This is a genomic window from Xanthomonas codiaei (assembly GCF_002939785.1).
Taxonomy (GTDB): Bacteria; Pseudomonadota; Gammaproteobacteria; order Xanthomonadales; family Xanthomonadaceae; genus Xanthomonas; species Xanthomonas codiaei.
In genome coordinates this window covers 1-26,810 of sequence record NZ_MDEC01000030.1, presented here as the reverse complement: position 1 = coordinate 26,810, position 26,810 = coordinate 1, and the positions used below count along the sequence as shown (strand labels likewise).

Below are 26,810 nucleotides of genomic sequence, written 5' to 3'. Positions count from 1 at the left end.
GCGGGGCGTCGGGCAGCGCCTGCGCACGGTCGGTGATGCGGTGTGCGCCAGTCCTCCGGCTGGCATCGCGCACGCCACCGTGCTGACATGGCGGCATGCCTGTCTCCGCCTTACCTGCGGGCCGTCGCCTGCGCTTCACTGCGTGGCGTCGCTGCGCAGACGCCTGCAGCCACCAGGCCCCCTGATGTCTTTACCGAGTTCATTCCGCATGTCGCGTCTGCATCGCTATCTGATCCTGAGTCTTTGCACGTTGTTGCCCTGCATCGCCCAGGCACGCACGGTTCCCGCTCCTGCGCAGCAGCGCGAGCAGCAGGTGGCGCAGCTGTTCCACGCTGCCGCCGCGCAACCTGCACAGCTGCGCGCCTGGCTGCAGGCCATGCCCAAGGGCGGCGACCTGCACAATCACCTGTCCGGCTCGGTGTATGCCGAGGACTACCTGCAGTGGGCCAGCGAAGACGGCGCCTGCGTGCAGCTGGATGACCTGAGCCTGCATGCGCCGCCCTGCGGCAAGGGGCAGGAACCGGCCAACGGCCTGGCCGCTCGCAATGCAGCGTTGTACGGGCGGGTGGTGGACGCGCTGTCGATGCGCCGGTTCCTGCCCACTGCCGCGCAGCCCAGCGGGCACGGCCAGTTCTTCGGCAGCTTCGGCAAGTTCGATGCGGTGGTGCGGGCGCGTGTGGCCGATACCGTGGCCGCGGTACTCGACCAGGCCGCGCGCGACCGCGTGCCCTACGTGGAAATCATCGCCAACCCGCCGCAGATGGAGCAGGCCGCGCAGCGCATGCAGGCACTGCCCTGGCACGGCGATGACGACAGCGCCAACCTGGCCGCCCTGCAGCAGGCGTTGCCGCCGCTGGTGCAGGCCGCACAGGCGGCGCTGGCCGACACCGATGCGCAGGTGCGCCGCGTGCTGCGCTGCGACCAGGCCGATGCGCGCCCCGGCTGCCGGGTCGCCTATCGCTATGTGCCGTATGTGTTGCGCGTGCTGCCGCAGCCGGCGGTGTTCGGGCAGATGGCGCTGGCCCATGCGCTGGTGACCGCCGGTGGCAGCCGCGCGGTGGCGGTGAACATCGTTGCGCCCGAAGACAACCCGGTGGCGCTGGCCGACTACACGCGGCATATGGCGATGTTCGGCTTCTTCGCCACGCGCTATCCAGGCGTTGCGCTGTCCCTGCATGCCGGCGAGCTGACCCTGGGGCTGGTGCCGCCGGCACAATTGCGCTCGCATATCCGCCAGGCGGTGGACGTTGGCGCACGCCGTATCGGCCATGGCGTGGACCTGCCCTACGAGGACGATGCCGAGGCGCTGCTGCAACAGATGCGCCGCAAACAGGTGGCAGTAGAGATCAACCTCACCAGCAACGATGTGATTCTGGGGATCAAGGGCGCCGCGCACCCGTTGTCGATGTATCTGCGCGCAGGCGTGCCGGTGGTGCTGTCCACCGATGATGCCGGCGTGTCGCGCGCGGACATGACCCACGAATACCAACGCGCCATGCAGGAACAGGGCATCGACTACCCCACGCTCAAGCAGCTGGCGCGCAATGGCCTGACCTACAGCTTCCTGCCCGGTGTCAGCCTGTGGGCTGCCGATGGCAGTGCCCTGCAGGCCTGCCGCAACGCACTGCAACGCGAGGCGGACGATGCCGGCTGCCGCGCCTTTCGCCAGGCCAGCGAGAAGGCGCGGCTGCAATGGCAGCTGGAACTCGACCTGGCGCAGTACGAGCGCTCGCTGCTGACACAGCGCAGCTAGCGTCGGCAGCGGCACCCGTCGCTCGGAAGCGCGCCCTTGCGCGAACAGGCTTCACCCGCGAACGCCACCTCGCGCACAGGCATGTTCCTCCTCACGCAACGTCCGCTCCATCTCCGCTGCACCACATTTCACTCCACGACCGAAGCGCAATGACCGACCCCAACGCCGCCCCATCCAGACGCCGCGTCATCCTCGAAGACGACATCGATGGCTTCACGCCTGCGCATGTCCTGCTGTTGCAATCGACCGAGGTCGAGGTGCTCGGCATCAGTGCGGTGAGCGGCAACATCTGGCGCGACGAAGTGCTGGCCCATACCTGCCGCCTGCTGGAACTGGCCGGCCATCCGCAGATTCCGGTGCTGCCGGGCCCGGTGCATCCGCTGCTCAACAGCGAGGCCGCCACCGAGCGCTGGGAAGCGCTGTACGGCAAGCTGGTCTGGAAAGGTGCGTGGACGCGGCAGTGGGTGGATGGGGATACCGTGCAGAGCGCGCCGCGCTACCACGCGCACGACGTGGTGCCCGACCTGGCACTGGGCAATCCCAGCGTGGTGCGCCCGGCCGACGGGCCGGCCGCGTTGTTCATGCTGCGCATGGTGCGTCAATACCCGGGCGAGGTGAGCATCGTTGCCACCGGCCCGTTGACCAATCTGGCGCTGGCGCAATCGCTGGACCCGGCGTTCGCCACGCTCGCGCGCGAACTGGTGTACATGGGCGGCAGCCTCAATCCAAGGCAGCAGCGCAACAGCGTCAGTGCGCGGCAGTTCGCGCGCGAGTTCGTCCATTCGCCCCGCCGCGAATTCAATATCCGCTGGGATCCGGAAGCGGCCCGCATCGTCATGCACGCCCCGTGGCGCAGGATCACCATGGTGCCGGTGGACCCTTCCACCGCCACCGAACTCACCCCGCACCTGCTCGCGCGCATGAGCGCCGCCGACACCGTGATCGGGCAGGCGCTGCGGCGGCGCGAGCCGGGTTTTCCGATGTGGGATGAGCTGGCCACGGCGCTATGGTTGCAGCCGGAGTTGGCCACGCAGGTGGAGACGCTGTATGTCGACACCAACACTGCCTTCGACGCGGGCTATGGCGACATCCTGTCATGGGCGCCGGGCTACCAGCCGGGCCTGGGCGAGCAGGCGCAACGCGTGGTGCATGCGGTGGATGTGGAGGCGTTCGAGCAGTTGTTGATCGACCGCCTCACTGCAGCGCAGCCGCCAGCAGTCGGGTTGCCGCTCCCCCCTCTCCCACCGGGAGAAGGGGCCCGAAGGGCGGATGAGGGGACGCCAGCCGATAAAAATGCGATGCCCGCTGAGTACGACAACGAGCCAGCGGCATGAGCCGCTGACACACCTCCAACTCCCGGGGCACCCTCACCCCAACCCCTCTCCCGGCGGGAGAGGGGCCCGACCCGCACCAGCACCAGCACCAGCAACCCAAGGTGACCCATGCAACTCCCAGCGCAGTGGCAAGCCGGCATCGATCGCAATACCGATATCCTGCGCGGCCATGCGCACCTGTTGAGCAGTTTCAACCCACCACGTGCCGCGGGCCATGACACCGCCGGCCCACGTGGCCAGATCGCGGCCATCGTTGCCACCTCGCGTAGCCAGCCCGCGCAGATCGCGCGCCTGGCCACCCAGACCCTGGCGCGCATCCACCAGGCCAACGACCGCCTGTGTGCGGTCACCCGCCTGCTGCCGGCACGCGCCGCCGCCGATGCCGCGCGTGTGCAATCGGCGCTGAGCGGTGGCAGCGATGGCGGTGCGCTGGCGGGCGTGCCGTTCGTGGTCAAGGACCTGTTCGATGTCGCCGGCCAGGTCACCACCGCCGGCGCGGCGGTACGCGCGCACTGCGCGCCGGCCCACCGCGATGCGGCGGTGGTGCAGCGCCTGGGCGATGCCGGCGCGGTGCTGGTCGGCACTGCCAACATGGACGAATTCGCCTACGGGTTTGCCACCGTCAACGCGCACCACGGCACCACCGCCAATCCGCACGACCACCAGCATCTGGCCGGCGGCTCCTCGGGTGGCTCGGCGGCGGCGGTGGCGGCGGGGCTAGTGCCGTTCGCGCTGGGTTCGGACACCAACGGCTCGATCCGCGTGCCCGCCGCGCTGTGCGGCGTGTATGGCCTGCGCCCGACGCATGGCGCAATTCCGCTGGAGGGCGTGTTTCCCTTCGTCGATGCGCTGGACGTGGTGGGGCCGTTCGCGACCTGCGTGGCCGACCTGCGCCGCGTGCAGGAGGTGTTGCTCGGACAGCCGATTGCAGCCTGCACTGCCAACACCCTGCGCATCGCCCGGCTTGGCGGCTGGTTCCAGCGCAATCTCGATCACGAACTGGAGGCCGGCCTGGGCGCGCTGCTGCAGGCCTGCAACAGCAACGCGGTGGTCGAATTGCCGGAAGCCGAGCGCGCACGTGCGGCGGCCTTCGTGCTGACCGCCGCCGAAGGCGGCCACCGTCATCGCGCCGCCCTCGCAACGCAGGCCGAGCAGTTCGACCCGGCCACGCGCGACCGCCTGCTGGCCGGGCTGCAGCTGCCGGCCAGCGCGGTGGCCGATGCGCAGGCCTTCGCCCATTGGTTCGCCACCGCGATGCGGGCGCTGTGGGACGAGGTGGATGTGTTGATCGCGCCAGCCACGCCGTGCGTGGCGCCGCGCATCGACCAGGACACCATCCAGATCGACGGCCTGTCGGTCTCGGCACGCGCCAACCTGGGCATCTTCACCCAGCCGCTCGGCCTGGCCGGATGCCCAGTGCTGGCCGCGCCACTGCCGCGTCCGGGCCGCCTGCCGTTAGGCGTACAGCTGATCGCCGCGCCTGGCCGCGAAGACCGCCTGTTCGCCCTCGCCGCGCAGCTCGAACGCGATGGGCACCTGGCCTTCAGCCCACCGGCGGAGGGCCAGTGATGCTGCAGACCTTGCGCGCCTGCCGCGGCATGGTGGTGGCACCGCATCACCTGGCCGCGCAGGCCGGCCGCGATGTGCTGCGCGACGGCGGCACCGCCATCGAAGCGGCGGTTGCCACCGCCGCCTGCCTGGCGGTGGTGTATCCCCACATGACCGGTATCGGCGGCGACGGCTTCTGGCTGATTCGCGAGCCGGATGGCCACGTCCACGCCATCGACGCCTGCGGCCGCGCCGCGCGTGCAGCGACCCTGGACTACTACGCCGGCCAGGCCGGCATCCCCTGGCGCGGCCCCGCTGCGGCCAATACCGTGGCCGGCACCGTCTCCGGCTGGGCATTGGCGCTGCAACGGGCCGATGGCCGGCTGCCGCTGCAGCGCCTGCTCGCCGATGCCATCCATCACGCCGCCGCCGGTGTTCCGGTCACCGCCGGCGGCGCCCAGATAGCGGCCGACAAGGGCGGCGAACTGCGCTGCCAGCCCGGCGCCTACGCACGCATCTTCGAACCCCACGGCGTGCCCCTGCGCGAGGGCGCGCTGCTGCAGCAACCGCAGCTGGCAGACACCCTGCAGCGGTTGGCCGATGCCGGCCTGGACGGTTTCTATCGCGGTGCACTGGCCGCCGACATCGCCGCCGACCTGCAGGCGCTGGGCAGCCTGCTGCATGCCGACGACCTGGCCGCGCACAGCGCCGATCGCAGCGTGCCGTTGTCGGTGGGCATTGCCGGCGCACGCGTCTACAACCACGCCCCACCCACCCAGGGCCTGGCCTCGCTGCTGATCCTGGCGTTGTTCGACCGCCTGCAGGTGACCCAGGCCGACAGCCTTGCACATGTGCACGGCCTGGTCGAAGCCACCAAACAGGCCTTTCTGATCCGCGATGCGCATATCGGCGACCCGGCGTGGATGACGCTGGACACGCAGGCACTGCTGGACGATAGCGCCGCGCTCGATGCGCTGGCCGCACGCATCGACATGACCCGTGCCCTGCCCTGGCCGCAACCCTCGCAGGCCGGCGACACGGTCTGGTTCGGCGCCATCGACGCTGCCGGGCGTGCGGTCAGCTGCATCCAGTCCACCTACTTCGAGTTCGGCTCCGGCCTGGTGCTGCCACGCACCGGCATCACCTGGCAGAACCGCGGCTGCAGCTTCCGCCTGGCGGCGGACGGCTGGAACGCGCTCGCCCCGGGGCGCAAGCCCTTCCACACCCTCAACCCGGCGCTGGCCAGCTTCGACGATGGCCGCGTCATGGCCTACGGCACCATGGGCGGCGAAGGCCAACCCCAGACCCAGGCCGCACTGTTCTCGCGTTACGCCCGCTTCGGCATGCCGCTGCAGCAGGCGATCACGGCGCCGCGCTGGTTACTCGGCCGCACCTGGGGCGAGGACAGCACCACGCTGAAGCTGGAAGACCGCTTCGATCCGGCGCTGGTGCAGGCCTTGCGCGAGGCCGGGCACGCGGTGGAACTACTGCCTGCCTACAGCGCGGTGATGGGGCATGCCGGTGCCTTGGTGCGGCAGGCCGATGGCGTGATCAGCGGCGCGAGCGATCCGCGCTCGGACGGCGCCGTTGCAGGGTGGTGAGCACGGCGAGCGGTGCGCCACACGATGGCATTGCCTGCCGAAGCGATCCCGCGCGCATCCGGGGCAGGCGTCGATCCATCACAACACGGTGCTTTCGTCGCTGCCCGAGCGAACCCGGCCGCAGTCACTGCAGGAGGACGTGTGCCATGCTTGCGCACACCATGGCCGGTGACCTATATCCGGCATGGACATGACGCGTCGTCGAATCCACCCAGAGGAGAGCAACATGACAGACCAGGATCAACATCAACCGTCGCTGGAAGACGTCAAGCTGGCGTTCGACGGCCAGAGCGTGGATTGGTACCTGCAGAAGCTGGTCGGCATTGCCAACGCTTCCAATACGCAGTTCGGCATCACCCTGTTCGTGGAGGGCGTGGTCGTCTCGGGCCAGCTGGTGAGCGGCAAGCAATACTTCGAAGCCTTCGCGCAGGAATTTTCTGCGGCGTTTCCCGGCAGCGACGAGGAGAAGGAAGACATTCGTCTTGCATTCGCCAGCCATGCCAGCATTTACGACGCCGCCGCCGACGATGACGACGGCCAGCAGAGCAGCGCACCGCCGCAGTTCATCCACCTGATCGATGCGCGTTGCTTCTCACCCGGCGGCCAGCCGCTGCCCAGCAACCGTGGCGTGCTCTGGCGCGGCAAGGTCAATGCGGTGTCCGGTTTCACCCTGGGCTCGCTGTCCGCCGACTAATGAGTGTGATGCGGCCCCAGGTGATGCAAGGTAATGATCACGTCACCGGGCGGCAAGGCATCGCTGCGATCGCAGTGCTGCAAGCTCGGCGTTCCGCAGCCTGGCGCACACCCGCTGCGCAGCGCATGGCCGGTGGCATCACCGGCCATGCGATGGCTCGCAACCAGGCACGCCCTGCAGATGGGCCAGGAGCGCGCCTTGACCAGCAGCAGCGGCGCGCAAGCCACGCCCCATTCCCGCACCGACGCCATCGCGGTGTCAGCCAGCCTGCTCCAGGGTAGCGGGCCTAGCGATCCTGCGTGCTGCCCGCACCGCGTGGCGGCGCATTCTTCACGTAACGGTCGAACCAATCCAGCATCTCGGCCACCACGTCTTCCGTGGATTCGCGTGCGCTGTACCAGTGCGGCTCGAATGGCAGCAGCACCAGGCGTGCGGTGCCACCGTTGCCGCGGATGGCCTGAAACAGGCGTGGAGCCTGGGTGGTTTCGGTACCGGGGTTGGCGTCGTCCATGCCATGCACGATCAACAAGGGCTCGTCGATCTTGTCGGCGTGGAAGAACGCGGAGGCTTGCGCATAGACCTCCGGTGCGGCCCAGAACGAACGACGCTCGTTCTGGAATCCAAATGGCGTCAGCGTCTTGTTGTAGCTGCCGCTGGTGGCGGCACCTGCGCGGAACAGATCGGTATGCGCCAGCAGATTGGCCGTCATCAACGCGCCGTGGCTATGTCCGGTGACGCCGATGCGTTGACGGTCGACGACCCCCAGCTCCACCGCCTTGTCCACCGCAGCGGTGGCATCGTCCACCAGCTGCTGCAGATAGGTGTCGTAGGCGGTTTTGGGGTCGCCCACGATGGGGAAGGCGGCATTGTCGATGATGGCGTAACCGGCCAGCAGCAAGAGCTGGTAGTAGCCCAGACGGGTGAACTCGCGCTCGCTGGCGCCGCTGACCTGGCCGGCCTTGGAGGGGTCGGCATAGTCGAGCGGGTAGGCATACAGGATCGCCGGTACGCGCGTGCCTTCCTGGTAGCCGGGCGGCGTGTACAGGGTGAACGACAAGTCCACGCCATCCTTGCGCTTGTAGCTCACCAGACGCTTCTTGATCTGCCGCACCAGCGGGGTCGGATCGGGGAACCGGGTGATCTGCGTCGCGGTGGACGCAACGACAGCCTCGCCTGCGGCCGCAGCCGGTAGCGGTTGGCCCAGGGTGCGCAGATACACGTTGGGCGGATCGGTCAGCGACTGATGCCAGGTCAGCAGGCGCGACACATCGTCGCCGGCAAATCCGAAGAACACCTCGTCCACCTGGGCATCGCTGCGGAACAGCCGCTGGGTCTTGCCGGTGGCAAGCTCATAACGATCCAGGAACGGCCGGTCGCCGGCCGGCGAGGCGCCTTGCCCACTCAGGAACAATGCGCCCTGGGTCTGGCGCAGCACGGACTGGCCGTTGGCGAGCACCTGCATTTCAGGCAGGCCGGGATCGGCGTACAGGTCGTCTGTGGACAGATCGAACAACACCCGTCCGCCAGCGGCAGGGCGGTCGACATCCACCAGCGTGGTCCGCCGCCAATGGCGGTTTTCGTCGTACTCGTCCAGTAACGCCTGCCCGCCGTCGGCGAACCAGGACAGGCCTGCATACCGCTGCTGCACGCGCGCCAGCTCGCGCGGCCTGGCAGTAAACGGTGCCGCCAGCGTCATCAACCTGTCGCGTGCGGGCACGCTGGTTTTCCAGTCGCCGCCGTCCAGTGCCTCGGCCCACACCAGCGTGGCCGGCTGATTGGCGCGCCAGGAGTAGGCGCGGGGGCCGGTCGCCACACCCTGCACCGGCACCCGGTCAGCAACCGGCAGATTGGCCAGCACACGCTCACCGCCCGTTTCCAGATCCAGCACCGCGATAGCGTGGGCGAACCGCGTATACGTGGTGACATAGGAATACGGCGCCTTCAACCGTTCCACCAGCACATGGCGGCCATCCGGCGCGCCGTCGACCGTGTCGTACACCGCCGGGGTCCCGAGCTTGCGTTGGCGACCGCTCGCCGCATCCACCGTGACGAGTTGTGCGGTGGCGTAATAGGTGAACAACGCCTCGTCCTCTGGACTGGACAGCGTATCGCGGGCTTCGTAGGTACTGCTTTCACCCTTGCCCTGGATGGTTTCCTTGACCTCCGGGCCCGGCGGCAGCGCAGGCTTGCGCGGTGCGGGGCCCAGCTCGCGCGGCACGGTCTTCAGCAGCAGGGTGTCGCTGCCGCCCAGCCATTGGATCTCGCCCCCGAGCACAGGGTTGAGCTGCACATCGTCGATCCTGCGCACCTGTCCGGTGGCGGTGTCTCCCACCCAGAGCTCGACACGGTCGGCGGCGGTGTTGTTGAAGGCGAAACGGCGCCCGTCGGGCGACCACACCGGCAACGCCGGGCAGGCGTCGGCCGGCAGGGCCACGGCCGTCTGCGTGCCGGTGGCAATGTCCATCAGGCTGAAACCCTGCAGGCAGGCGCGAATGCCGTAGCCGTTGGACATGTCGTGGCGGCTATGCGTGCGCGGCTCCACCCGCACGCCGGCGAGCTTGAGATAGGGCTCGGCCAGCCGTGCGATCGGCGGATACGGGTTCCGCTGCACCAGCAGCAAGGTCCTGCCGGTGGGATCTAGCCGCGGCGATGGATTGAGCGGTGCACGCATCACGCTCAACAACGGCTCCGGCGGCTGTCGGTAGCCGCCCTCCGCGGTGCCTGCGAACGCAGGTGCTGGCAAGAGGCTGACGAGCAACAACCCTATCCATCGGTGCGAGGTGGCCATGCGGGACTTGTCGGGGGGAGAGTGGCGGCACGCTAGCACGCACAACCGCCAGCTCCCTGCGCGCGTACGCATCCCTGTCGCCGCTTTCGCATGCCAGGCCCGGTGCCCGGATTACGCCGATCCACCGAGCGCACGCGACAGGAAATCACGCAGGTACGCCGCGATCTCCGCCGCATGCGTTTCCAGCGCGAAGTGGCCGGTGTCCAGCAGGTGCACTTCGGCGTTCGGCAGATCGGTGCGGTAGGCCTGCGCGCCGGCCGGCACGAAGGCCGGATCGTGCCTGCCCCACACCGCCAGCAACGGCGGCTGATGGGCGCGGAAATACGCATGGAACGCCGGGTAGGCCTGCAGGTTGCTGCGGTAGTCCAGGATCAGGTCCAGCTGGATTTCTTCGGCACCCGGGCGCGTCATGTAGGCGATGTCCAGGGTGTAGCCGTCGGGCGAGAGCCTGCTCGGATCGGCACCGGTGCCGTACTGCCACTCGCGGATGGTCTGCGCCGACAGCGAGGCACGGCAGGCCTGGCGATTGGCGTCCGTCGGCTCGCGCCAGTACGCCTGCCAGGCATCCCATTGATCGCTGAAACCCTCCAGATAGGCATTGCCGTTCTGGCTGACGATGGCACTGACCTTGTGCGGGTTTGCCGCTGCCAGCCGCAGGCCCACCGGCGCGCCGTAGTCGAAGACATACAGCGCATAGCGGTCCAGGCCCAGGGCCTCGGTGAAGCCTTCGATCACCTTGTAGAGCGCCTCGAAGGTGTAGTCGAACTGCCCGCGCGGCGGCGCCTTGGTCATGCCGAAACCAGGCAGGTCCGGCGCGATCAGGCGGTACTGGCTTGCCAGCAAGGGCATCAGGTCGCGGAACATGTGGCTGGCACTGGGAAAGCCATGCAGCAGCAACAGCACCGGTGCATCCTGGCGCCCGGCTTCGCGGTAGAACACTTGGACATCGCCGACCTGTTGGGTGCGATAGCGGACACGCTGGTTGGGATCGTGGGACATGCTGTCTCCTGCAAGGGGTGGGACATGGCGGCCAGGCGTGTCGGCCGCCCGCAGTACGCCGGCACCCAAGGCCAGCGCGGTGCCGATCCAGGACGCGCGCAGGACACTGCGGCGCTCGCGCAGTGCCGGAACGTCGTGTGGAGTGAACGCGGTGCGTGACTCGGCGTGCATGGGATCCGGCAAGGGCGCGTGGAATGGCGGCCATGCTAGGTGCGCCGGCATGGCGCGAGAACCACCGTAGGGTTGAATGGAGCATTGCGTGGCGCGCAATGCCGCGCCCGGCGGTTGCGCTCGCATGCATGTAGGGCAGACGCACCTTGGCGGCTCGCTCACTGCGGGCTGCTAGGCTTCGCGCCTTGTCGAAGGTGATGGTCGAGCGCGAGGCATCGGTGGATCGCATCCAGGAAATGACGCTGTTCGCGGCGCTGGCCGAGCAGGCGAGCTTTGCCGGGGTGGCGCGCAAGCTCGGCATTTCCACCGCCACGGTCACCCGCACCATCGCGCAGCTGGAGCGCCGTCTCGGCGTGCTGCTGGTGGTCCGCAGCACCCGCAGCATGCGGCTCACCGAGGCCGGCCAGCAGTACGCCAGCGATTGCCGGCGCCTGCTGAGCGAGCTGGACGAGCTGGAGACGCGCGCGGCCGGGATGCACGCACTGCCTGGCGGCGTACTCACGGTGACCGCACCGCAGATGTTCGGCGCCCTGCACGTGATGCCGGTGGTGACACGCTTCCTGCAGCGCTACCCGCAGGTGCAGGTGCGCGCCGTCCTGCTGGATCGGGTGATGGCGCTGCTGGAGGAGGGCATCGATGTGGCCGTGCGGATCGGTGCATTGCCCGACTCGTCGCTGACCGCCATCCCGGTCGGCAGCGTGCGCCGCATGGTGTGCGCCACGCCCGGTTATCTGCGCACGCACGGCATTCCGCTGCATCCGGATGCGCTGATGCAACACGCCACCGTGACGATCTCGTCGACCGAGCGCGCACCGCGCTGGCCGTTCCGGGTGGATGGCCGCGAGCATCTGGTGGATGTGGGCGCGCGGCTCAGCGTCAGCGCCTCCAACGCCGCCATCCACGCCGCACTGCAGGGTTGGGGGCTGACCCAGGTGCCGTCCTACCAGGTGCGCGAGTACCTGCGCAGCGGGCAACTCGCCTGCGTGCTGGAAGAGTTCGAAATCGCGCCGGAACCGGTGCATGTGGTGCATGTGGAAGGACGTCGCGGCTCGTCCAAGGTGCGCCGCTTCGTCGACGAGTGCGTCGACGCATTACGCCAGGAACTTGGCGAGGCGCCTCCGGCCGGAGGGACGTAACGCTGCATCGGGCTGCAATCAACAGCGCCACGCACAGTGACATCGAACCCACCGCGCCCCAGCGCTGGCGCGTATCTGCAACCGCATCACGCGGTGCTGTGTCGGTGGCAACGGCATTGGCTGGCATCACGGGGCCTCACAAGAACGTGCAGAACGACCTCGCGCCACCGGCATCACCGATGGCCGGGGGCGAGGTCTGGGAATGGAATGGCAGCAGATGCCGGGCATCGGCTTCGGGCCGGCAACAGGACGACCGCGCAGTCTGGCTGTGCTGGCGTGCGGCGTGGCGGAGGCGAAGATTACGTAGGCCGCCGCCGGCGATAAAGATCGATCAGCCGCACGGGCCTATGAGGCGCACTCATGAGCCGTGCCTTGTCCTAACCGGTACGTGCGCCGTTGCGATGCCGCGCGCGGCATCACCCTTTGTAGCGCAGCGCGTCCAGCACCAGATTGAATGCCGGCGAAGAGTGCCGGCGGCTGGGATAGAACGCATGCAGGCCCGGCCAGGTCGGCGACCAGTCCTGCATCAGCCAGCGCAGCCGCCCGGCCTCCAGATGCGGGCGCACCAGGTCTTCCTGCACGAACGCAATGCCGAAACCGTCCAGTGCCGCATCCAGCGCTTCGTAGATCCCGTTGAAGATGAGCTGCCCCTCCACGCGCACGATGACTTCGCGGCCATCTTTTTCCAGCTCCCAGGCATACAGCCCGCCGGCGCTCTTCATGCGCAGGTTGATGCAGGTGTGGGCGGTCAGATCCTGCGGCGTGGTCGGCACCGGCCTGCGCGCAAGATAGGCAGGCGAGGCCACCAGCGCCATGCGCATGTCCGGCGCGATACGTGCGGCAATCATATCCTTTTCCACCTGGTCGCCCAGGCGCACGCCCAGATCGTACCGGTCGGCCACGATATCGGTCAGGCCGTTGTCCACCACCAGCTCCAGTTTGATGTCCGGATACTGGCGCAGCAGCACGGCCAGCCGCGGCCACAGGATTTCGCGCGCGGCATAGTCGGTGGCGGTGATGCGCACGCTGCCGGACGGAGTCTCGCGCATCACGCTCAGTGCCGACAGCGCTTCCTCGATCTCGGCGAACCGCGGTGCCACGGTCTGGATCAGGCGCTCGCCCGCCTCGGTCGGCGCCACGCTGCGGGTGGTGCGGGTGAGCAGTCGCAGCCCCAGCGTTGCTTCCAGCCCGCGGATGGTGTGGCTGAGCGCCGATTGCGATACGCCCAGCGTGGCCGCGGCACGCGTGAAGCTGCCTTCCCGCACGATGGCGATCAGCGCCAGCAGATCCTTGAAATTATCGCGTGCCATTGGTGAATCCGATTCATGCTCTGCAGGACTGTAGCAGCCTGGTCGTGGGCCACCCGCTGCTCCTGGCGATGACGGTGGTTGTCCATTCTCCCTGCCGCAGATTGGGCCGGCGCCTGCGCTGTCGCGTTTTTTGCAACGCCACCCTCGAAAAAAACCGCTTTGGGGCGACACGCCTGCCTTCGTATAGTCGAAACGACCGCCCTCCCGCCGTGGATCGGTCCCACGCCTTCCCTTTCAAGGACGCAGCATGTTCCCTTCCGCCACTGCGTTGGCCCTGCCGCGTGCAAGGCATCCGGATCGCTCTAGCCGGGCTGGCGCATGCTGAGTGCAGCGGTTGCCGTCGATCAGGCAGCGTCCGGACAGGCGGCATCCGGCGCGCGCGCGGTGGCGCGTTGCGACCAGCTGGGCGCAGCGCCTTTCAGCGACACGCCCGGTGGCCTGTTCCGCGCCTGGCTCAGCCCCGCACACCGCGCCGCGGTGGCGCAGGTGGGCGAGTGGATGCGCCAGGCCGGGATGCAGGTGCGGCTGGATGCGGCGGCCAACCTGATCGGACGCTACGAGGGCATGCACGCCAATGCACCGGCGCTGCTGATCGGCAGCCACCTGGACAGCGTGCGCGATGCCGGCCGCTACGACGGCCCGCTGGGCGTGCTGCTCGGCATCGAGTGCGTGGCCGCACTGCAGGCGCAAGCGCGCCGGCTGCCGTTCGCCATCGAAGTGATCGCCTTCGGCGACGAGGAAGGCTCGCGCTTTCCGGCGTCCATGTTCTGCAGCCGCGCGGTGGCCGGCACGCTCGATGCGACCACGTTGGCGGTGAGCGACGCGGCCGGCATCGATGTCGCCAACGCGTTGGCAGAGTGGGATCTGGACATCGCGCAGATCCACCACGCCGCGCGCGCGCCGGGCAGCGTGGTGGCGTATCTGGAGACGCATATCGAACAAGGCCCGGTGCTCGAAGCCGAAGGCCTGCCGGTGGGTATTGTCACTGCGATCGCCGCGCAGCGTCGTTTCGCGCTGCGTTTCCAAGGCCGCGCCGGGCATGCCGGTACCACCACGATGGCGCTGCGTCGCGATGCCTTGAGCGCCGCGGCCGAAGCGCTGTTGGCGATCGAACGCATCGCCCGCGATGGCGGCAACGATCTGGTCGCCACCGTCGGCAAACTGCAGCTCGCCCCCGGCGCGGTCAACGTGGTGCCCGGCCGGGTGGACTGCACGCTGGACGTGCGCGCCGGCGACGACCCCACCCGCGATGCCGCGGTGCGCGCGATCGAACACGCACTGGCCCGCATCGGCGGCGAACGCGGCATTGCGATCGCCATCGACCCACTGCAAACCCTGGCCGCCAGCCCCTGCGCACCAGCGCTGATGACCCGGCTCGAACACGCCGTCGCCGCGCAAGGCATCGCCCCACGGCGGTTGGTCTCCGGCGCCGGCCACGATGCGATGACGATGGCCGCGCTGTGCCCGACGGCCATGCTGTTCGTGCGTTGCGCCGGCGGCGTCAGCCATCATCCGGACGAACACGTCGACCCGGCCGACGCCGAGGTCGCGCTGGCGGTCATGCGCCACTTCATCGATCACCTGGGAGCGCCCCTTGTCACCTGACCTGCGTCACCTGCACACCTTCGCCGAACTCGACCCGCCACAGCGGCTGCTGATGGGCCCCGGCCCGGTCAATGCGCATCCGCGCGTGCTGCGCGCGATGGCCGCCGACCTGCTGGGGCAGTTCGACCCGGAGATGACCGGCTACATGAACGAGGTGATGGCGCTGTACCGGCCGCTGTTCGGCACCGACAACCGCTGGACGTTCCTGGTCGACGGCACCGCTCGCGCCGGCATCGAAGCGGCGCTGGTGTCGCTGGTGCAACCGGGCGACCGCGTGCTGGTCATCGACTTCGGCCGCTTCGGCCTGTTGCTCACCGAAATCCTGCAGCGCCTTGGCGCGCAGGTGCACAGCGTGGACGCGCCCTGGGGCGAGGTGGTGCCACAGCAGGCCATTGCCGAGGCGATCGAACGCGTGGCACCCAGGCTGGTGGCCACCGTGCATGGCGACACCTCCACCACCATGGCGCAGCCGCTCGACGGCCTGGGTGCGCTGTGTCGCGCCGCCGGTGCGCTGAGTTACGTGGATGCCACCGCCACCCTCGGCGGCATGGAGATCGCCAGCGACCGCTGGGGCGTGGACGTGGTCACCGGTGGCCTGCAGAAATGCCTGGGCGGGCCCTCCGGCTCGGCGCCGATCACCGTGTCCGAGCGCGCGGCCGAGGCCATCTTTGCGCGTCGCCATGTCGAACGCGGCATCGTGCGCGCCGACATCGCCAATGGCAGCGGCCCGCGCATCGCCTCCAATTATTTCGACCTGGCGATGATCATGGATTACTGGTCGGACAAGCGCCTCAATCACCACACCGAAGCCACCACCATGCTGTACGGCGCACGCGAATGCGCCCGCGTGGCATTGCAGGAAGGCCTGCCCGCACGCTTCGCCCGCCACGCCGCCGCCGGCCGCGCGGTGAGCGCCGGTGTCCGCGCGATGGGGCTGGAGGTGTTCGGCAGCGATGCGCACCGCATGACCAACGTCACCGGCGTGGTGATCCCGCCGGGCATCGACAACGATGCGGTGCGCCGGCGCATGCGCGAGGATTTCGAGATCGAGATCGGCACCGCATTCGGCCCGCTGCAAGGCAAGATCTGGCGCATCGGCGCAATGGGCTACAACGCGATGAAGCACAAGGTGCTGATCACCCTGGCCGCGCTGGAAGCGGTGCTGCGTGCCGAAGGCTACGCCTGCACGCCGGGCCTGGCAGTGGAGGCCGCGCTGGCGGCCTGGCACGCGGAGCCGGTGGCATGAGCGCGGCGCGCGACCTGGTCGGCTACGGCGCCACGCCGCCGGCGGCGCACTGGCCCGGTGGCGCGCGCATTGCCGTGCAGTTCGTGATCAACTACGAAGAGGGCGCCGAGAACTGCGTGCTCAACGGCGATGCCGGCTCGGAGGCGTTCCTGTCGGAAATGGTCGGTGCGCAAGCGCAACCCGGCGCACGCGCCATGGCGATGGAAAGCCTGTACGAATACGGCAGCCGCGCCGGCTTCTGGCGGCTGCACCGGTTGTTCGCCGCGCGCGGCGTACCGGTGACCGTGTTCGGCGTGGCCAACGCGTTGGCGAGCAATCCCGAGGCGGTGGCGGCGATGCAGGCTGCCGGCTGGGAAATCGCCAGCCACGGGCTGCGCTGGATCGACTACCAGCAGGTGGATGAGGCCACCGAGCGCGCGCATATCGCCCAGGCCATCGCCGTGCACACCCAGGTCACCGGCAGCCGCCCGCTGGGCTGGTACCAGGGCCGCACCAGTCCCAATACCGCGCGCCTGATCGCCGAGGAAGGCGGCTTCGTCTACGACGCCGACAGCTATGCCGACGATGTGCCGTACTACGACCGCCGCCACGGCCGCGCGCAGTTGATCGTGCCGTACACGCTGGATGCCAACGACATGAAGTTCGTCGCCTATAACGGCTTTGCAGATGGCGAACCGTTCTTTCGCTACCTGCGCGATGGCTTCGAGCAGCTGCGCAGCGAAGGCGGGCGCATGCTCTCGGTCGGCCTGCACGGGCGCATCGCCGGCAAGCCGGCGCGTGCCGCAGCGCTGGCACGCTTCGTCGATCACGTCTTGGCCAGCGGCGATGCCTGGGTGGCGCGACGCATCGATATCGCCCGCCATTGGCTGCAGGTGCATCCGGCATGAGTATCGATGCATCGCAGATCGATCTGCCCGAGGTGATCGCGCAAGTGACTGCCGCCTTCCACGCCTACGAGGACGCCTTGATGCGCGACGACATCGCCGCAATGGATGCGCTGTTTCATGCCGCGCCCAGCACCGTGCGCTACGGGGTGGGCGAGTTGCTGTATGGCATCGACGCGATCCGCGCGTTTCGCATCGGCCGCGGCGGCTCGCCGCAGCGCCGGCTCACGCATGTCGAGGTGCATGGCTTCGGCCAGGATCTGGCCACCACGCATGCCGAATTCGAGCGCGAGGGCAGCAGCGCGCGCGGCCGCCAGAGCCAGAGCTGGGTACGCTTTGCCGATGGCTGGAAGGTGGTGGCCGCGCACGTCTCGCTGCAGGGGAGCCACGCATGAGCGTGAGCGACGATCCCGTGCTGGACGATGCGGCGTTCGTCGCGCGCTACCGCGAGCTATTCGAGCACTCGCCGTGGGTGGTGGAACGCGCGGCGCGACGGCGCCCATTGGCGGACCTGCACCGCGGCTTGATGCAGGTGGTGGTGGAGGCCTCGGCCGAGGAGCAGATCGCGTTGATCCGCGCGCATCCGGAACTGGCCGGCAAGGCCGCGGTCGATCGCACGCTCACCGCCGCCTCCACCGCCGAACAGGCCTCGGCCGGGCTGGACCGGCTCAGCGAGGCCGAGTTCCAGCACTTCCATGCGCTCAACCAGGCCTACCGGCATCGCTTCGGTTTTCCGTTCGTGATCTGCGTGCGGCTGCACGACAAGGCCGGCATCCTGGCCGCGCTGGAACGCCGCCTGGATGCATCGCGCAACGAAGAGATTTCCACCGCCCTCGCCGAGATCGGCAAGATCGTGCAGCTACGCCTGGAGGCATTGCCATGAGCCTGGCCCAGCTCGAACGCGACCTCGCCCGCGACCTGCAACGCCTGGCCCACGGCGGCGATGCCTGGGTGGCCCCGCGCGTGCATCCGGCCGGGCATGTCTACGACGCCATCATCGTCGGCGCCGGCCAGAGCGGCCTGGGCGCGGCCTTCGCGCTGCAGCGCGAGCGCGTGCACAACGTGCTGGTGATCGACGAGAACCCGGCCGGCCGGGAAGGCCCCTGGGTGACCTACGCCCGCATGCAGACGCTGCGCACGCCCAAACAGATCACCTCGATCGACCTGGGCGTGCCGTCGCTGACCTTCCGCGCCTGGTGGGAGGCGCAGCACGGCGCCGCCGCCTGGGACGCACTGGACAAGATTCCGCGCGGCAGCTGGATGGACTACCTGCGCTGGTACCGCGCGGTACTGCGGCTGCCGGTGCGCAATGCCACCCGGCTGGTGCGGGTGGAGCCGGAGATCGCACCCGGCATCCACCGCCTGCACCTGGCGATGGGCGCACCGCTGCTGACACGCAAGCTGATCCTGGCCACCGGCATCCAGGGCGGCGGCCAATGGGTGGTGCCCGACTGGATCGGCCACGCCCTGCCCGCGCATCGCTACGCGCACACTTCCGGCCACATCGATTTCGCCGCGCTGGCCGGCAAGCGCGTGGGCATCCTGGGCGGCGGCGCATCGGCGTTCGACAATGCCTGTTTCGCGCTGGAGCAAGGCGTCGCCAGTGCCGAGGTGTTCGTGCGTCGCAGTGAGCTGCCGCGCATCAACCCGTTCCGGCACATGGAGCAGGCCGGCATCATTCCGCGCTTTCTCGCCCTGCCCGATGCGGACAAGTACCGCATGATGGCCAGCTTCTTCGCGCACAACCAGCCGCCCACCAACGACACCTTCCAGCGCGCCTGCGCGCATACCGGCTTCGCCCTGCACCTGGGCGCGCCGTGGCGGGAGGTGGCCGAGCGCGACGGCGCGGTGGTGGTGCGCACGCCGCAGGGCGAACACCGCTTCGATTTCCTCGCCATCGCCACCGGCCTGGTCACCGACCCGCAGCTGCGCCCGGAGCTGGCCGCGCTGTCCGGGCGCATCGCCTGCTGGGCCGACCGCTACCAGCCGCCGCCGGGCCAGGCCAATCCGGTGCTGGATGCCCATCCCTACCTGGGGCCGGGGTTCGAACTGCTGCCGCGCACGCCGGAGGATGCCGCGCTGCTGCACGGGCTGTTCGCCTTCAACTACTCGGCGCTGATCAACCACGGCCCGTCGGCCGCGGCGCTGTCCGGGCTGAAGGTGGCGCTGCCGCGGCTGGCGCGCGCGGTGGCCAACCAGCTGTTCCTGGACGACCGTCAGGCCATCGTCGATGGCTATCTGGCCTACGACCAGCCGGAATTCGTCGGCCAGTGGCCGCAACCCACCCAGGCGGTGGCATGAGCACGCTGTCCACCCACGTGCTGGATACCGCGCTCGGGCGTCCGGCCGCTGGCGTGCCGCTGCGCCTGTTCGCCGGCGACACGCTGCGGCTGGAGGCGGTCACCAATCCCGATGGACGCTGCCCGGCGCTGGCGGCGCTGGCGTTGTCGCCGGGCCGCTACCGGCTCGAATTCGATGTGGCCGCCTATTGGCGCAGCCTCGGCACGCCGCTGGCCGACCCGCCGTTCCTGGAGCAGGTACCGATCGCCTTCGGCATCGCCGACGACGGCCATTACCACGTGCCGCTGCTGCTCTCGCCCTATGGCTACTCGACCTATCGCGGCAGTTGAGCGCGCGGTGCGCAGCCGACCGGGTACTGCCGCGCCTGCGCCGGCGTGTAAGGCTTGTTTCACTCCGGCCCCGTAGACTATGCGCTTTCCGGCCACGGGCCGGGGCTCCGGAATGGTCATGATCCACAACGATGTACTGCGCAGCATCCGCTACATGCTCGACCTCAGCGACGACAAGGTGGTGGAGATCACCCACCTGGCCGACCCCGGGTTCGCGCTCGACAAGCCGCAGGTACAGGCCTGGCTGAAGAAGGAAGACGAGCCCGGCTTCGCGCCCTGCACCGATGCGATGCTGGCGCGCTTCCTCGATGGCCTGGTGCTGCGTTTCCGTGGCCGCGACGAAAGCCAGCCGCCACGCCCGCTGGAAACCCGCGTCGGCAACAACCTGGTGCTGAAGAAGCTGCGCGTGGCCTTTGAACTGAAGGACGTGGACATGCACGCGATCTTCGCCAGCGCCGGCTTTCCGCTGTCCAAGCCGGAACTGTCGGCGCTGTTCCGCCAGCCCGGCCACAAGAATTTCCGCCCCTGCGGCGACCAGCTGCTGCGCGCCTTCCTCAAGGGCCTGACCGCGCGGATGCGCGAAGCGGGCTGAAGGCTCGCACCTGCGCGACGCCGCTGTCTACAGTGGCGGTGTATGCAGGATCGATCCCTGATCCTTGCGCGCACCGTAGTGCGCGCAAGGCGTCTGTCGGGTCGACCGCGCCACGGCGCTGGCAACTGTTCTACGGATGCCAGGTGGCGGATTGGTCAGGTTAATCCAGGCATGCGATCTCGCTCGCAACCCAGGCTACGAGCTGCGATCACGCAGCGAACGACTGCCGCACTCAACATGCGTCGAGTCCTTCCGGTGACCAGCAAGCAGGATGCGCACACAGGCGTCTCGACGCATCAACATACCCGGACAGCGCGCCTGCGGATAACGCAAATCCAACAGCGCGTCGGTATTGTCGGCAGCAGACCACAGGGACGTGTGCGATGCAGGAATGTGCAATGCGGGATAGTGCAGCGGAGCAGCCTGCGTCTGCCCGCTGGCTTGAGCAGCTGGCGTCACTCGTGGTTGTGGTGCTGCTGCATGCCCTGTTTGCCGCTTGGTTGAGCTGGGTAAAACCGGCCGACATGCGCAGCGCGCGCGTCCCCTCGCCGTCGTCGCGCCTGAGCGTCAGGTTGCTGCCGCGTACCAGGCCGGCTCCTGCGTCGCCGCCGGCCAAGCCGACTGCGGTCGTCCATTCGGTGCCAGCACGCGTCCAGGCTGCACCTGCACTTCAATCCAACGCTGTGCAAGAGCACACAACTGGACTGCCCACGGCCGACACCGTGTCCGGCCCAGGCAGCCCCGCACTCGATCTGCGCCTGCCTGAAACGGCGCCGGTGATCGCTTCGCGTGCGCAACGCATGCTCGCACCGGGCACCACCGTGCCGGTCGAGACCACGCGCTTCAACCAACACTGGACACCGGATGGTGGCGAGGTCCAGCAAACCTGGGCGTTCCGCTCGAAGCTGGCAGGCGCGGCGCTTTCGATGACCGGCGCACTGCAAAAACCCTGCACCCGGAGCGAGCGCGATCAACGCCTGCGCAAGTGCTTCGGCAGGCAATACCAGGGCGATACGGACCCACCCGCAACACCAACGCCATGATACCCAGGCAACGTGTGCATTGCCGATCAGCGTCGCTTCCCAGCGCCTGCACTGCGGCCCACACCCAGGCGGTGTCCTGAAACCAATCCCCAGAGAAGAAGCGCGCACCCGCCCATTCGGGGCGTGCTTCGGCACGCTCGCAGCAACCGCAACCTACCTGGCGGTACCGCAGCCAGGCGAGCCTGAGCAGGCCGCCCGACATCAGCACATCAGCATGATCAATGAGGCCTGGAGTGTTTCTTCAACCACTTGATGCTGCGCTCAGCCCAGGATCAAGGCATCCATCACCGTGCCACGCGCGCATGCTGCAAGCACCTGGGAGGCCGACCTTGTGCCTGCAACTAGGCCGCAGCCGACAGCCGTGGTTGCCGTGTGTCCAGGCGAAAGACGGAGACCGCCTCGCTCAGCTCCACGGCCTGTTCTTCCATCGCACGCGCGGCCGCCGAGGCTTCCTCCACCAGCGCGGCATTGCGCTGCGTGGTTTCGTCCATGTCGTTGACGGTGCGCGCCACCTGTTCGATGCCGGCCGACTGTTCGCGCGAAGCGGCGGAGATCTCCGCGATCAGCGTGGTGACCTGCTGTACCGACTGCACGATGTCCTGCATCGTACGTTCGGCCTGATCCACGCGTGCGCTGCCGCGCGCCACGCTATCCACCGACGCATCGATCAACTGCTTGACCTCCTTGGCCGCGCCGGCCGAACGCTGCGCCAGCGCACGCACTTCTGAGGCCACCACGGCAAAACCGCGGCCCTGTTCGCCGGCACGTGCGGCTTCCACCGCGGCGTTCAAGGCCAGGATATTGGTCTGGAAGGCGATGCCGTCGATGACGCTGATGATCTCGGCGATCTTCCTGGACGAGCCTTCGATCTCGCCCATGGTGTCGACCACGCTGGCCACCATTTCACCGCCACGGCTGGCGATCTCCGCCGCCGCCTGCGCGCCACGGCTGGCCTGCTGCGCGGTCTCGGCGTTCTGCCGCACGGTGGAGGTCAGTTCTTCCATCGAGGCGGCGGTTTCTTCCAGGTTCGCCGCCTGCTGTTCGGTGCGCTGGGCCAGGTCGTTGTTGCCGGCGGCGATTTCCGCCGACGCGGTGCGGATGGTCTGCGCTGCCAGCGTGATGTCGCCGACGATATCGGTCAGGCGTTGCACGGTGGCATTGGCGTCGTCGCGCATCCGCGCGAACACGCCCTGCTGGTTGCCGTGCATGCGCGCGGTCAGGTCGCCATCGGCAATGGCCTTGAGCAGCTGCGACAACTCGGCCAGGTTGCAGTCCACGTTCTGCATCAAACCATTGAGGCCTTCGACCATGCCACGGAATTCGAACTGATACGCGTCGGCGTTGCCGCGGGTGGCGAAGTCGCCAGCGGCGGCGGCATCCACCAGGCCGCGGATTTCGCCATTGATCGCGGCCAGGTTGCGCTTGGTGGTGTCCATGGCCTCGGTGATCTGGGCCTTTTCGCCGGGCAGGCGCGGCATGTCCACCGACATGTCGCCCACCGCGTAATGCTGCATCACCTGCAGCATGGTACCGATCAGGCCGACCTGCGCACCGATCAGGCTGTTGGTGTCGTCCACCATGCGGCCGTAGGCACCAGGAAAGGCCTGTGCATCCATGCGGTAGCTCATCTGCCCGGCTTCATGGCGCTGGGCCATGTCGGCCTGCGCACTCGACACATCGGCCAGCGTGGTGACCACCTGCCCCATCGCCTGGCCGAGCAGGCCGATCTCGTCGCGCGTGGCGACCGCCGCGCGCGCCGACAGATCCCCGGCGGCCACCAGGCGCGCCGCCTGTGCAACGGTTTCGATCGGACGCACGATCGCGCGGCGTATCCACCACCCCAGCACCACCACCAGGCACAGCGCTGCGGCGATGGTGGCAACAGCCGAATACACCAGCTTGCGCTGCGCCGACTGCGAGCCGGCCAGCACCGCCGCATCGGCCAGCATCTTGCTGCGCTGGACCAGCGCTTCGAGCGTGTGGCTGGGCGCGCGGTCCTGGCCCTTGACCAGTTGGTCGCCCACCTGGGTGTCGTAACCGGCGGCAGCGAACTTGCCCAGCGCCGCTTCGTAGTTGGCCTGCAGGCGCAGGTGCGCGGTGGCGAAGTCCTGCGCCAGCGCGCGGACCTGCGGATCCTGCGCCGCCTTGGCCAGCGCCTCGGTGCTGGCTTGTACCTTCTTGCCCTGCTCGCGGAAGGCTGTCAGATGCTTGTCCAGCTGCGCCGGGTCGCGCCCGCGGATCAGCACGTTCTTCCACTCCTGCACCTGCAGGCGGAAATCGCGGGTGATCTCTTCGCTGCTGGAGGCTTGCGCGACCTCTGGCGGCACCTTGCCCGACAGGCTCAGCCAGGCCGTACCCAGGCCGCCGAGCGCGCACAGCAGGATGACAGCCAGGCCCAACGCAAGCGCGCCCAGCAGTTTGCTTTGCAGGCTGACGAACTTCGGCATGGTGGAGGACATGGTGACTTCAGTCGGAGGGGTTGTGAGGGTTATCGACATGCCGTCCCGGCTCTGAAGCCGGCGCAGGACCGGGACGGGCGCGATGGCGACGGACCGGCGCCATCCGGTGCGCATTCCCCGACAGCCTTCACCCGCGTACCCGACCATCGTGCAGGCGGCCACCCGCGGCGTATCCTGCCGCGCATGAATGACCCCGCGTTTCCGATCGCCCCACTGCTGCCCCAGCTGCTCGGCAGCTTGAACACGCATCCGCGGCTGGTGCTCGAGGCTCCGCCCGGTGCCGGCAAGACCACCCAGGTGCCGCTGGCGCTGCTGGATGCGCCCTGGCTGGCCGGGCGCCGCATCGTGATGCTGGAGCCGCGCCGGGTGGCCGCGCGCAGCGCCGCGCTGTTCATGGCGCGCCAGCTGGGCGAGCCGGTCGGCGAGACGGTGGGCTACCGCATCCGCTTCGAGAACAAGACCTCCGCGCGTACCCGGATAGAAGTCGTCACCGAAGGCATCCTGACCCGGATGATCCAGGACGATCCCCTGCTGGAGCGCGTGGGCGCGCTGCTGTTCGACGAATTCCACGAACGCCATCTGGCCGGCGACCTGGGCCTGGCGCTGGCGCTGGATGTGCAGGCGCAGGTGCGCGATGACCTGCGCATCGTGGCGATGTCGGCCACGCTGGATGGCGAGCGCCTGGCCGGCTTCCTGGACGCACCACGGCTCAGCAGCGCCGGGCGCAACTTTCCGGTGGAGATCGCACATTTTCCGGCGCGCCGCGACGAGGCCATGGAGCCGCAGACGCGCCGTGCGGTGGAACAGGCCTTGGCCACCCATCCCGGCGATGTGCTGGTGTTCCTGCCCGGCCAGCGCGAGATCGCGCGGGTACAGGCCGCGCTGGACGACGTCCTGGACCCGGCCATCCAGGTGCTGCCGCTGCACGGCGAGCTCTCGGTGGAGGCGCAAGGCCAGGTGCTGCAGCCGGACCCGCAAGGCCGTCGCCGCGTGGTGCTGGCCACCAACGTGGCCGAATCGTCGGTAACCCTGCCGGGGGTGCGCGTGGTGATCGACAGCGGCCAGGCGCGCGAGCCGCACTACGATCCCAACAGCGGATTCTCGCGGCTGGATGTGACCACCATCGCCCAGGCCTCGGCCGACCAGCGCGCCGGCCGCGCTGGTCGCGTGGCCAGCGGCTGGGCCTACCGGCTGTGGCCGCAATCGCAGCGGCTGGAGCCGCAGCGGCGTGCCGAGATCACCCAGGTGGAGCTGGCCGGGCTGGCGCTGGAACTGGCCGCCTGGGGCAGCGATGCGCTGCGCTTTGTCGATGCGCCGCCCGCCGGCGCCCTGGCCGCCGCACGCGAACTGCTGCAGCGCCTGGGCGCCCTCACCGACGGTGGCGGCGTCACCGCGCTGGGTCGCCGCATGCTGGCGCTGGGCACGCATCCACGCCTGGCCGCCATGCTGGTGCAAGCCGGCGACGCGACGCGCCTGGCCCTGGCCTGCGATCTGGCCGCGTTGCTGGAGGCGCGCGATCCGCTCCGGCAGGGCGGCGATGGCCTGCCCGCGCGCTGGCGTGCCCTGGCCGCGTTCCGCCAGGGCCGCAGCGCGCCCGACGCCAACCGTGGCGGCCTGGCCGCCATCGACAGCGCCGCCAAGCAATGGCGCCGCCGGCTGCGCTGCGACACCGCCCCGCCGGCCAGCGTGGAAGCGCATGTGTTGGGCGACCTGCTGTCGCATGCCTTCCCCGACCGCATCGCCGCCCGCCACCCGGCCGACCCGCTGCGCTACCAGTTGGCCAATGGCCGCAGCGCGCGCCTGTTCGACCATAGCGACCTGCGCGGCGAACCCTGGCTGGTGGCCAGCGAACTGCGTTACGAGGCCAAGGACGCCTTGCTGCTGCGCGCCGCCCCCGTGGACGAGGACTACCTGCGCGCCAGCCTGCCCGAGCGCTTCGTGCAGCAGGACATGGTGCAGTGGGACGCGGACAAGCGCGCCCTCATCGCACGCCGGCAGTCCAGCTTCGACCGCATCGTGCTGGACAGCCGCCCTGCCGGCCGCGTCGACCCGGCGCAGGCCGCCAGCGCCCTGACCGAGGCGGTGCGCCAACTCGGCCTGGACGTCCTGCCCTGGACCGAGACCCTGCAGCAATGGCGCGCCCGCGCGCTGTCGCTGCGGGTGTGGATGCCCGAGCTGGAGCTGCCCGACCTCACCGATGCGGCGCTGCTGGCCACGCTGGACAGCTGGCTGCGCCCGGCCTTCGCCGGCAAGACCCGGCTCGACGCGCTGGAGGACGCCAGCCTGGGCGAAGCGCTCAAGGCCGCCCTGCCCTGGGAGCGCCGCCAGGCCATCGACCGCCACGCCCCCACCCGCATCCCGGTACCGTCGGGCATGGAGCGGCAGATCCACTACGCGCTCGACCACGCCCAGCACCCGCTGCCACCGGTGCTGGCGGTCAAGTTGCAGGAACTGTTCGGCCTGGCCGACACCCCGCGCATCGCCGACGGCCGCATCCCGCTCACGCTGCACCTGCTCTCCCCGGGCGGCCGCCCGCTGCAGGTGACCCAGGACCTGAAGAGCTTCTGGGCCACCACGTATCCGGATGTCCGGAAGGAGATGAAGGGGCGGTATCCGCGGCATCCGTGGCCAGACGATCCGTGGACCGCCACGGCCACCCACAGGGCAAAGCCACGCGGCACCTGATGTGAGCCCTCTCCCCTGAGGCGAGAAGGCGCGGCACGCGCGCCACTGGCGCGTGTGCCTTGGAGCGCCCGCGCCGCACGCGCGGGCCGGGACGCAGAGCGGGGGTTGGGGTGAGGGTACGGGCGAAGCCGTCGTAGCGTCACTTCTGAAGGCGCGTGACGACGCGTTTTTCATTCCGGGCACTGGCAGATGCCTGAGGCGCACCCTCATCCGCCCCTGCGGGGCACCTTCCTTCCATGGAGGGGACTAGAGCGTGTTATGAACTTTGAAATAGAGACGCGGCATTTCCAAGCATGAGGATGGAGAAGACGACGAAGTGGAGTCCTGCCAGG

20 protein-coding genes are annotated in these 26,810 nt (G+C 69.0%); 16 read left to right on the top strand and 4 right to left on the bottom strand.

Going from position 1 to position 26,810, the window contains the following annotated elements:
* Window positions 1-208 precede the first annotated feature (208 nt).
* The 5 genes from XcodCFBP4690_RS17980 to gvpU all read left to right on the top strand — a co-directional run bounded on the left by XcodCFBP4690_RS17980 (window position 209) and on the right by gvpU (window position 6,930).
* On the top strand, window positions 209-1,753 hold the full coding sequence (locus XcodCFBP4690_RS17980) for an adenosine deaminase family protein (protein ID WP_104543072.1): 1,545 nt from the start codon (window positions 209-211) through the stop codon (window positions 1,751-1,753).
* A 149-nt stretch (window positions 1,754-1,902) separates the two neighbouring features.
* Window positions 1,903-3,087, top strand: a complete 1,185-nt coding sequence (locus XcodCFBP4690_RS17975; RefSeq protein WP_104543070.1) for a nucleoside hydrolase — start codon at window positions 1,903-1,905, stop codon at window positions 3,085-3,087.
* A gap of 108 nt (window positions 3,088-3,195) precedes the next feature.
* Window positions 3,196-4,656 carry an AtzE family amidohydrolase gene (locus XcodCFBP4690_RS17970; RefSeq protein WP_104543068.1) on the top strand — a complete coding sequence of 487 codons (1,461 nt, stop codon included), beginning with the start codon at window positions 3,196-3,198 and terminating at the stop codon, window positions 4,654-4,656.
* On the top strand, window positions 4,656-6,236 hold the full coding sequence (locus tag XcodCFBP4690_RS17965) for a gamma-glutamyltransferase family protein (protein WP_104543066.1): 1,581 nt from the start codon (window positions 4,656-4,658) through the stop codon (window positions 6,234-6,236). Before XcodCFBP4690_RS17970 ends, XcodCFBP4690_RS17965 begins: the two co-directional genes overlap by 1 nt.
* A 226-nt stretch (window positions 6,237-6,462) precedes the next feature.
* Window positions 6,463-6,930, top strand: coding sequence for a gas vesicle accessory protein GvpU (gene gvpU / locus XcodCFBP4690_RS17960; protein WP_104543064.1), 468 nt, complete (start codon window positions 6,463-6,465; stop codon window positions 6,928-6,930).
* Window positions 6,931-7,216: 286 nt separating this feature from the next.
* Here gvpU and XcodCFBP4690_RS17950 read toward each other — a convergent pair whose 3' ends face one another.
* Both XcodCFBP4690_RS17950 and XcodCFBP4690_RS17945 read right to left on the bottom strand, forming a co-directional pair.
* A complete protein-coding gene (locus XcodCFBP4690_RS17950) occupies window positions 7,217-9,718 on the bottom strand; it encodes a S9 family peptidase (RefSeq protein ID WP_104543060.1) in 2,502 nt (833 codons plus the stop codon).
* Between the two features lie 111 nt (window positions 9,719-9,829).
* Window positions 9,830-10,717: an alpha/beta fold hydrolase gene (locus XcodCFBP4690_RS17945; RefSeq protein WP_104543127.1), complete on the bottom strand. Its 888-nt coding sequence runs from the start codon at window positions 10,715-10,717 to the stop codon at window positions 9,830-9,832.
* Window positions 10,718-11,082: 365 nt separating this feature from the next.
* Here XcodCFBP4690_RS17945 and XcodCFBP4690_RS17940 point away from each other — a divergent pair, with 365 nt between their 5' ends.
* On the top strand, window positions 11,083-12,024 hold the full coding sequence (locus XcodCFBP4690_RS17940) for a LysR substrate-binding domain-containing protein (protein ID WP_104543125.1): 942 nt from the start codon (window positions 11,083-11,085) through the stop codon (window positions 12,022-12,024).
* Between the two features lie 416 nt (window positions 12,025-12,440).
* On the opposite strand, the gene XcodCFBP4690_RS17935 is transcribed toward XcodCFBP4690_RS17940, so the two are convergent.
* Window positions 12,441-13,334, bottom strand: coding sequence for a LysR family transcriptional regulator (locus XcodCFBP4690_RS17935; RefSeq protein WP_104543058.1), 894 nt, complete (start codon window positions 13,332-13,334; stop codon window positions 12,441-12,443).
* 318 nt (window positions 13,335-13,652) lie between these two features.
* Between XcodCFBP4690_RS17935 and XcodCFBP4690_RS17930 the strand changes: the two genes are divergently transcribed.
* From XcodCFBP4690_RS17930 to XcodCFBP4690_RS17890, 9 genes are all read left to right on the top strand, one after another.
* Window positions 13,653-14,939, top strand: a complete 1,287-nt coding sequence (locus tag XcodCFBP4690_RS17930) for an allantoate amidohydrolase (RefSeq protein WP_104543056.1) — start codon at window positions 13,653-13,655, stop codon at window positions 14,937-14,939.
* On the top strand, window positions 14,929-16,185 hold the full coding sequence (locus XcodCFBP4690_RS17925; protein ID WP_104543054.1) for a pyridoxal-phosphate-dependent aminotransferase family protein: 1,257 nt from the start codon (window positions 14,929-14,931) through the stop codon (window positions 16,183-16,185). The genes XcodCFBP4690_RS17930 and XcodCFBP4690_RS17925 overlap by 11 nt, the downstream gene beginning before the upstream one ends.
* Window positions 16,182-17,072, top strand: coding sequence for an allantoinase PuuE (gene puuE, locus XcodCFBP4690_RS17920; RefSeq protein WP_104543052.1), 891 nt, complete (start codon window positions 16,182-16,184; stop codon window positions 17,070-17,072). Before XcodCFBP4690_RS17925 ends, puuE begins: the two co-directional genes overlap by 4 nt.
* Window positions 17,069-17,464, top strand: coding sequence for an oxalurate catabolism protein HpxZ (gene hpxZ, locus XcodCFBP4690_RS17915; RefSeq protein WP_104543050.1), 396 nt, complete (start codon window positions 17,069-17,071; stop codon window positions 17,462-17,464). Before puuE ends, hpxZ begins: the two co-directional genes overlap by 4 nt.
* A complete protein-coding gene (gene uraD, locus XcodCFBP4690_RS17910; RefSeq protein ID WP_104543048.1) occupies window positions 17,461-17,952 on the top strand; it encodes a 2-oxo-4-hydroxy-4-carboxy-5-ureidoimidazoline decarboxylase in 492 nt (163 codons plus the stop codon). Before hpxZ ends, uraD begins: the two co-directional genes overlap by 4 nt.
* Entirely contained in the window at window positions 17,949-19,370 is a 1,422-nt protein-coding gene (gene hpyO / locus XcodCFBP4690_RS17905) for an FAD-dependent urate hydroxylase HpyO (RefSeq protein WP_104543046.1), read from the top strand. The genes uraD and hpyO overlap by 4 nt, the downstream gene beginning before the upstream one ends.
* Window positions 19,340-19,699: a hydroxyisourate hydrolase gene (gene uraH, locus XcodCFBP4690_RS17900; RefSeq protein WP_104543044.1), complete on the top strand. Its 360-nt coding sequence runs from the start codon at window positions 19,340-19,342 to the stop codon at window positions 19,697-19,699. Before hpyO ends, uraH begins: the two co-directional genes overlap by 31 nt.
* Before the next feature lie 118 nt (window positions 19,700-19,817).
* Window positions 19,818-20,291, top strand: coding sequence for a YehS family protein (locus XcodCFBP4690_RS17895; protein ID WP_104543123.1), 474 nt, complete (start codon window positions 19,818-19,820; stop codon window positions 20,289-20,291).
* A gap of 800 nt (window positions 20,292-21,091) precedes the next feature.
* Window positions 21,092-21,334, top strand: a complete 243-nt coding sequence (locus tag XcodCFBP4690_RS17890) for a hypothetical protein (protein ID WP_244183699.1) — start codon at window positions 21,092-21,094, stop codon at window positions 21,332-21,334.
* 341 nt (window positions 21,335-21,675) lie between these two features.
* Here XcodCFBP4690_RS17890 and XcodCFBP4690_RS17885 read toward each other — a convergent pair whose 3' ends face one another.
* Window positions 21,676-23,793, bottom strand: a complete 2,118-nt coding sequence (locus XcodCFBP4690_RS17885; RefSeq protein WP_167394694.1) for a methyl-accepting chemotaxis protein — start codon at window positions 23,791-23,793, stop codon at window positions 21,676-21,678.
* Between the two features lie 183 nt (window positions 23,794-23,976).
* Here XcodCFBP4690_RS17885 and hrpB point away from each other — a divergent pair, with 183 nt between their 5' ends.
* On the top strand, window positions 23,977-26,478 hold the full coding sequence (gene hrpB / locus XcodCFBP4690_RS17880) for an ATP-dependent helicase HrpB (protein WP_167394693.1): 2,502 nt from the start codon (window positions 23,977-23,979) through the stop codon (window positions 26,476-26,478).
* Window positions 26,479-26,810: the final 332 nt, after the last annotated feature.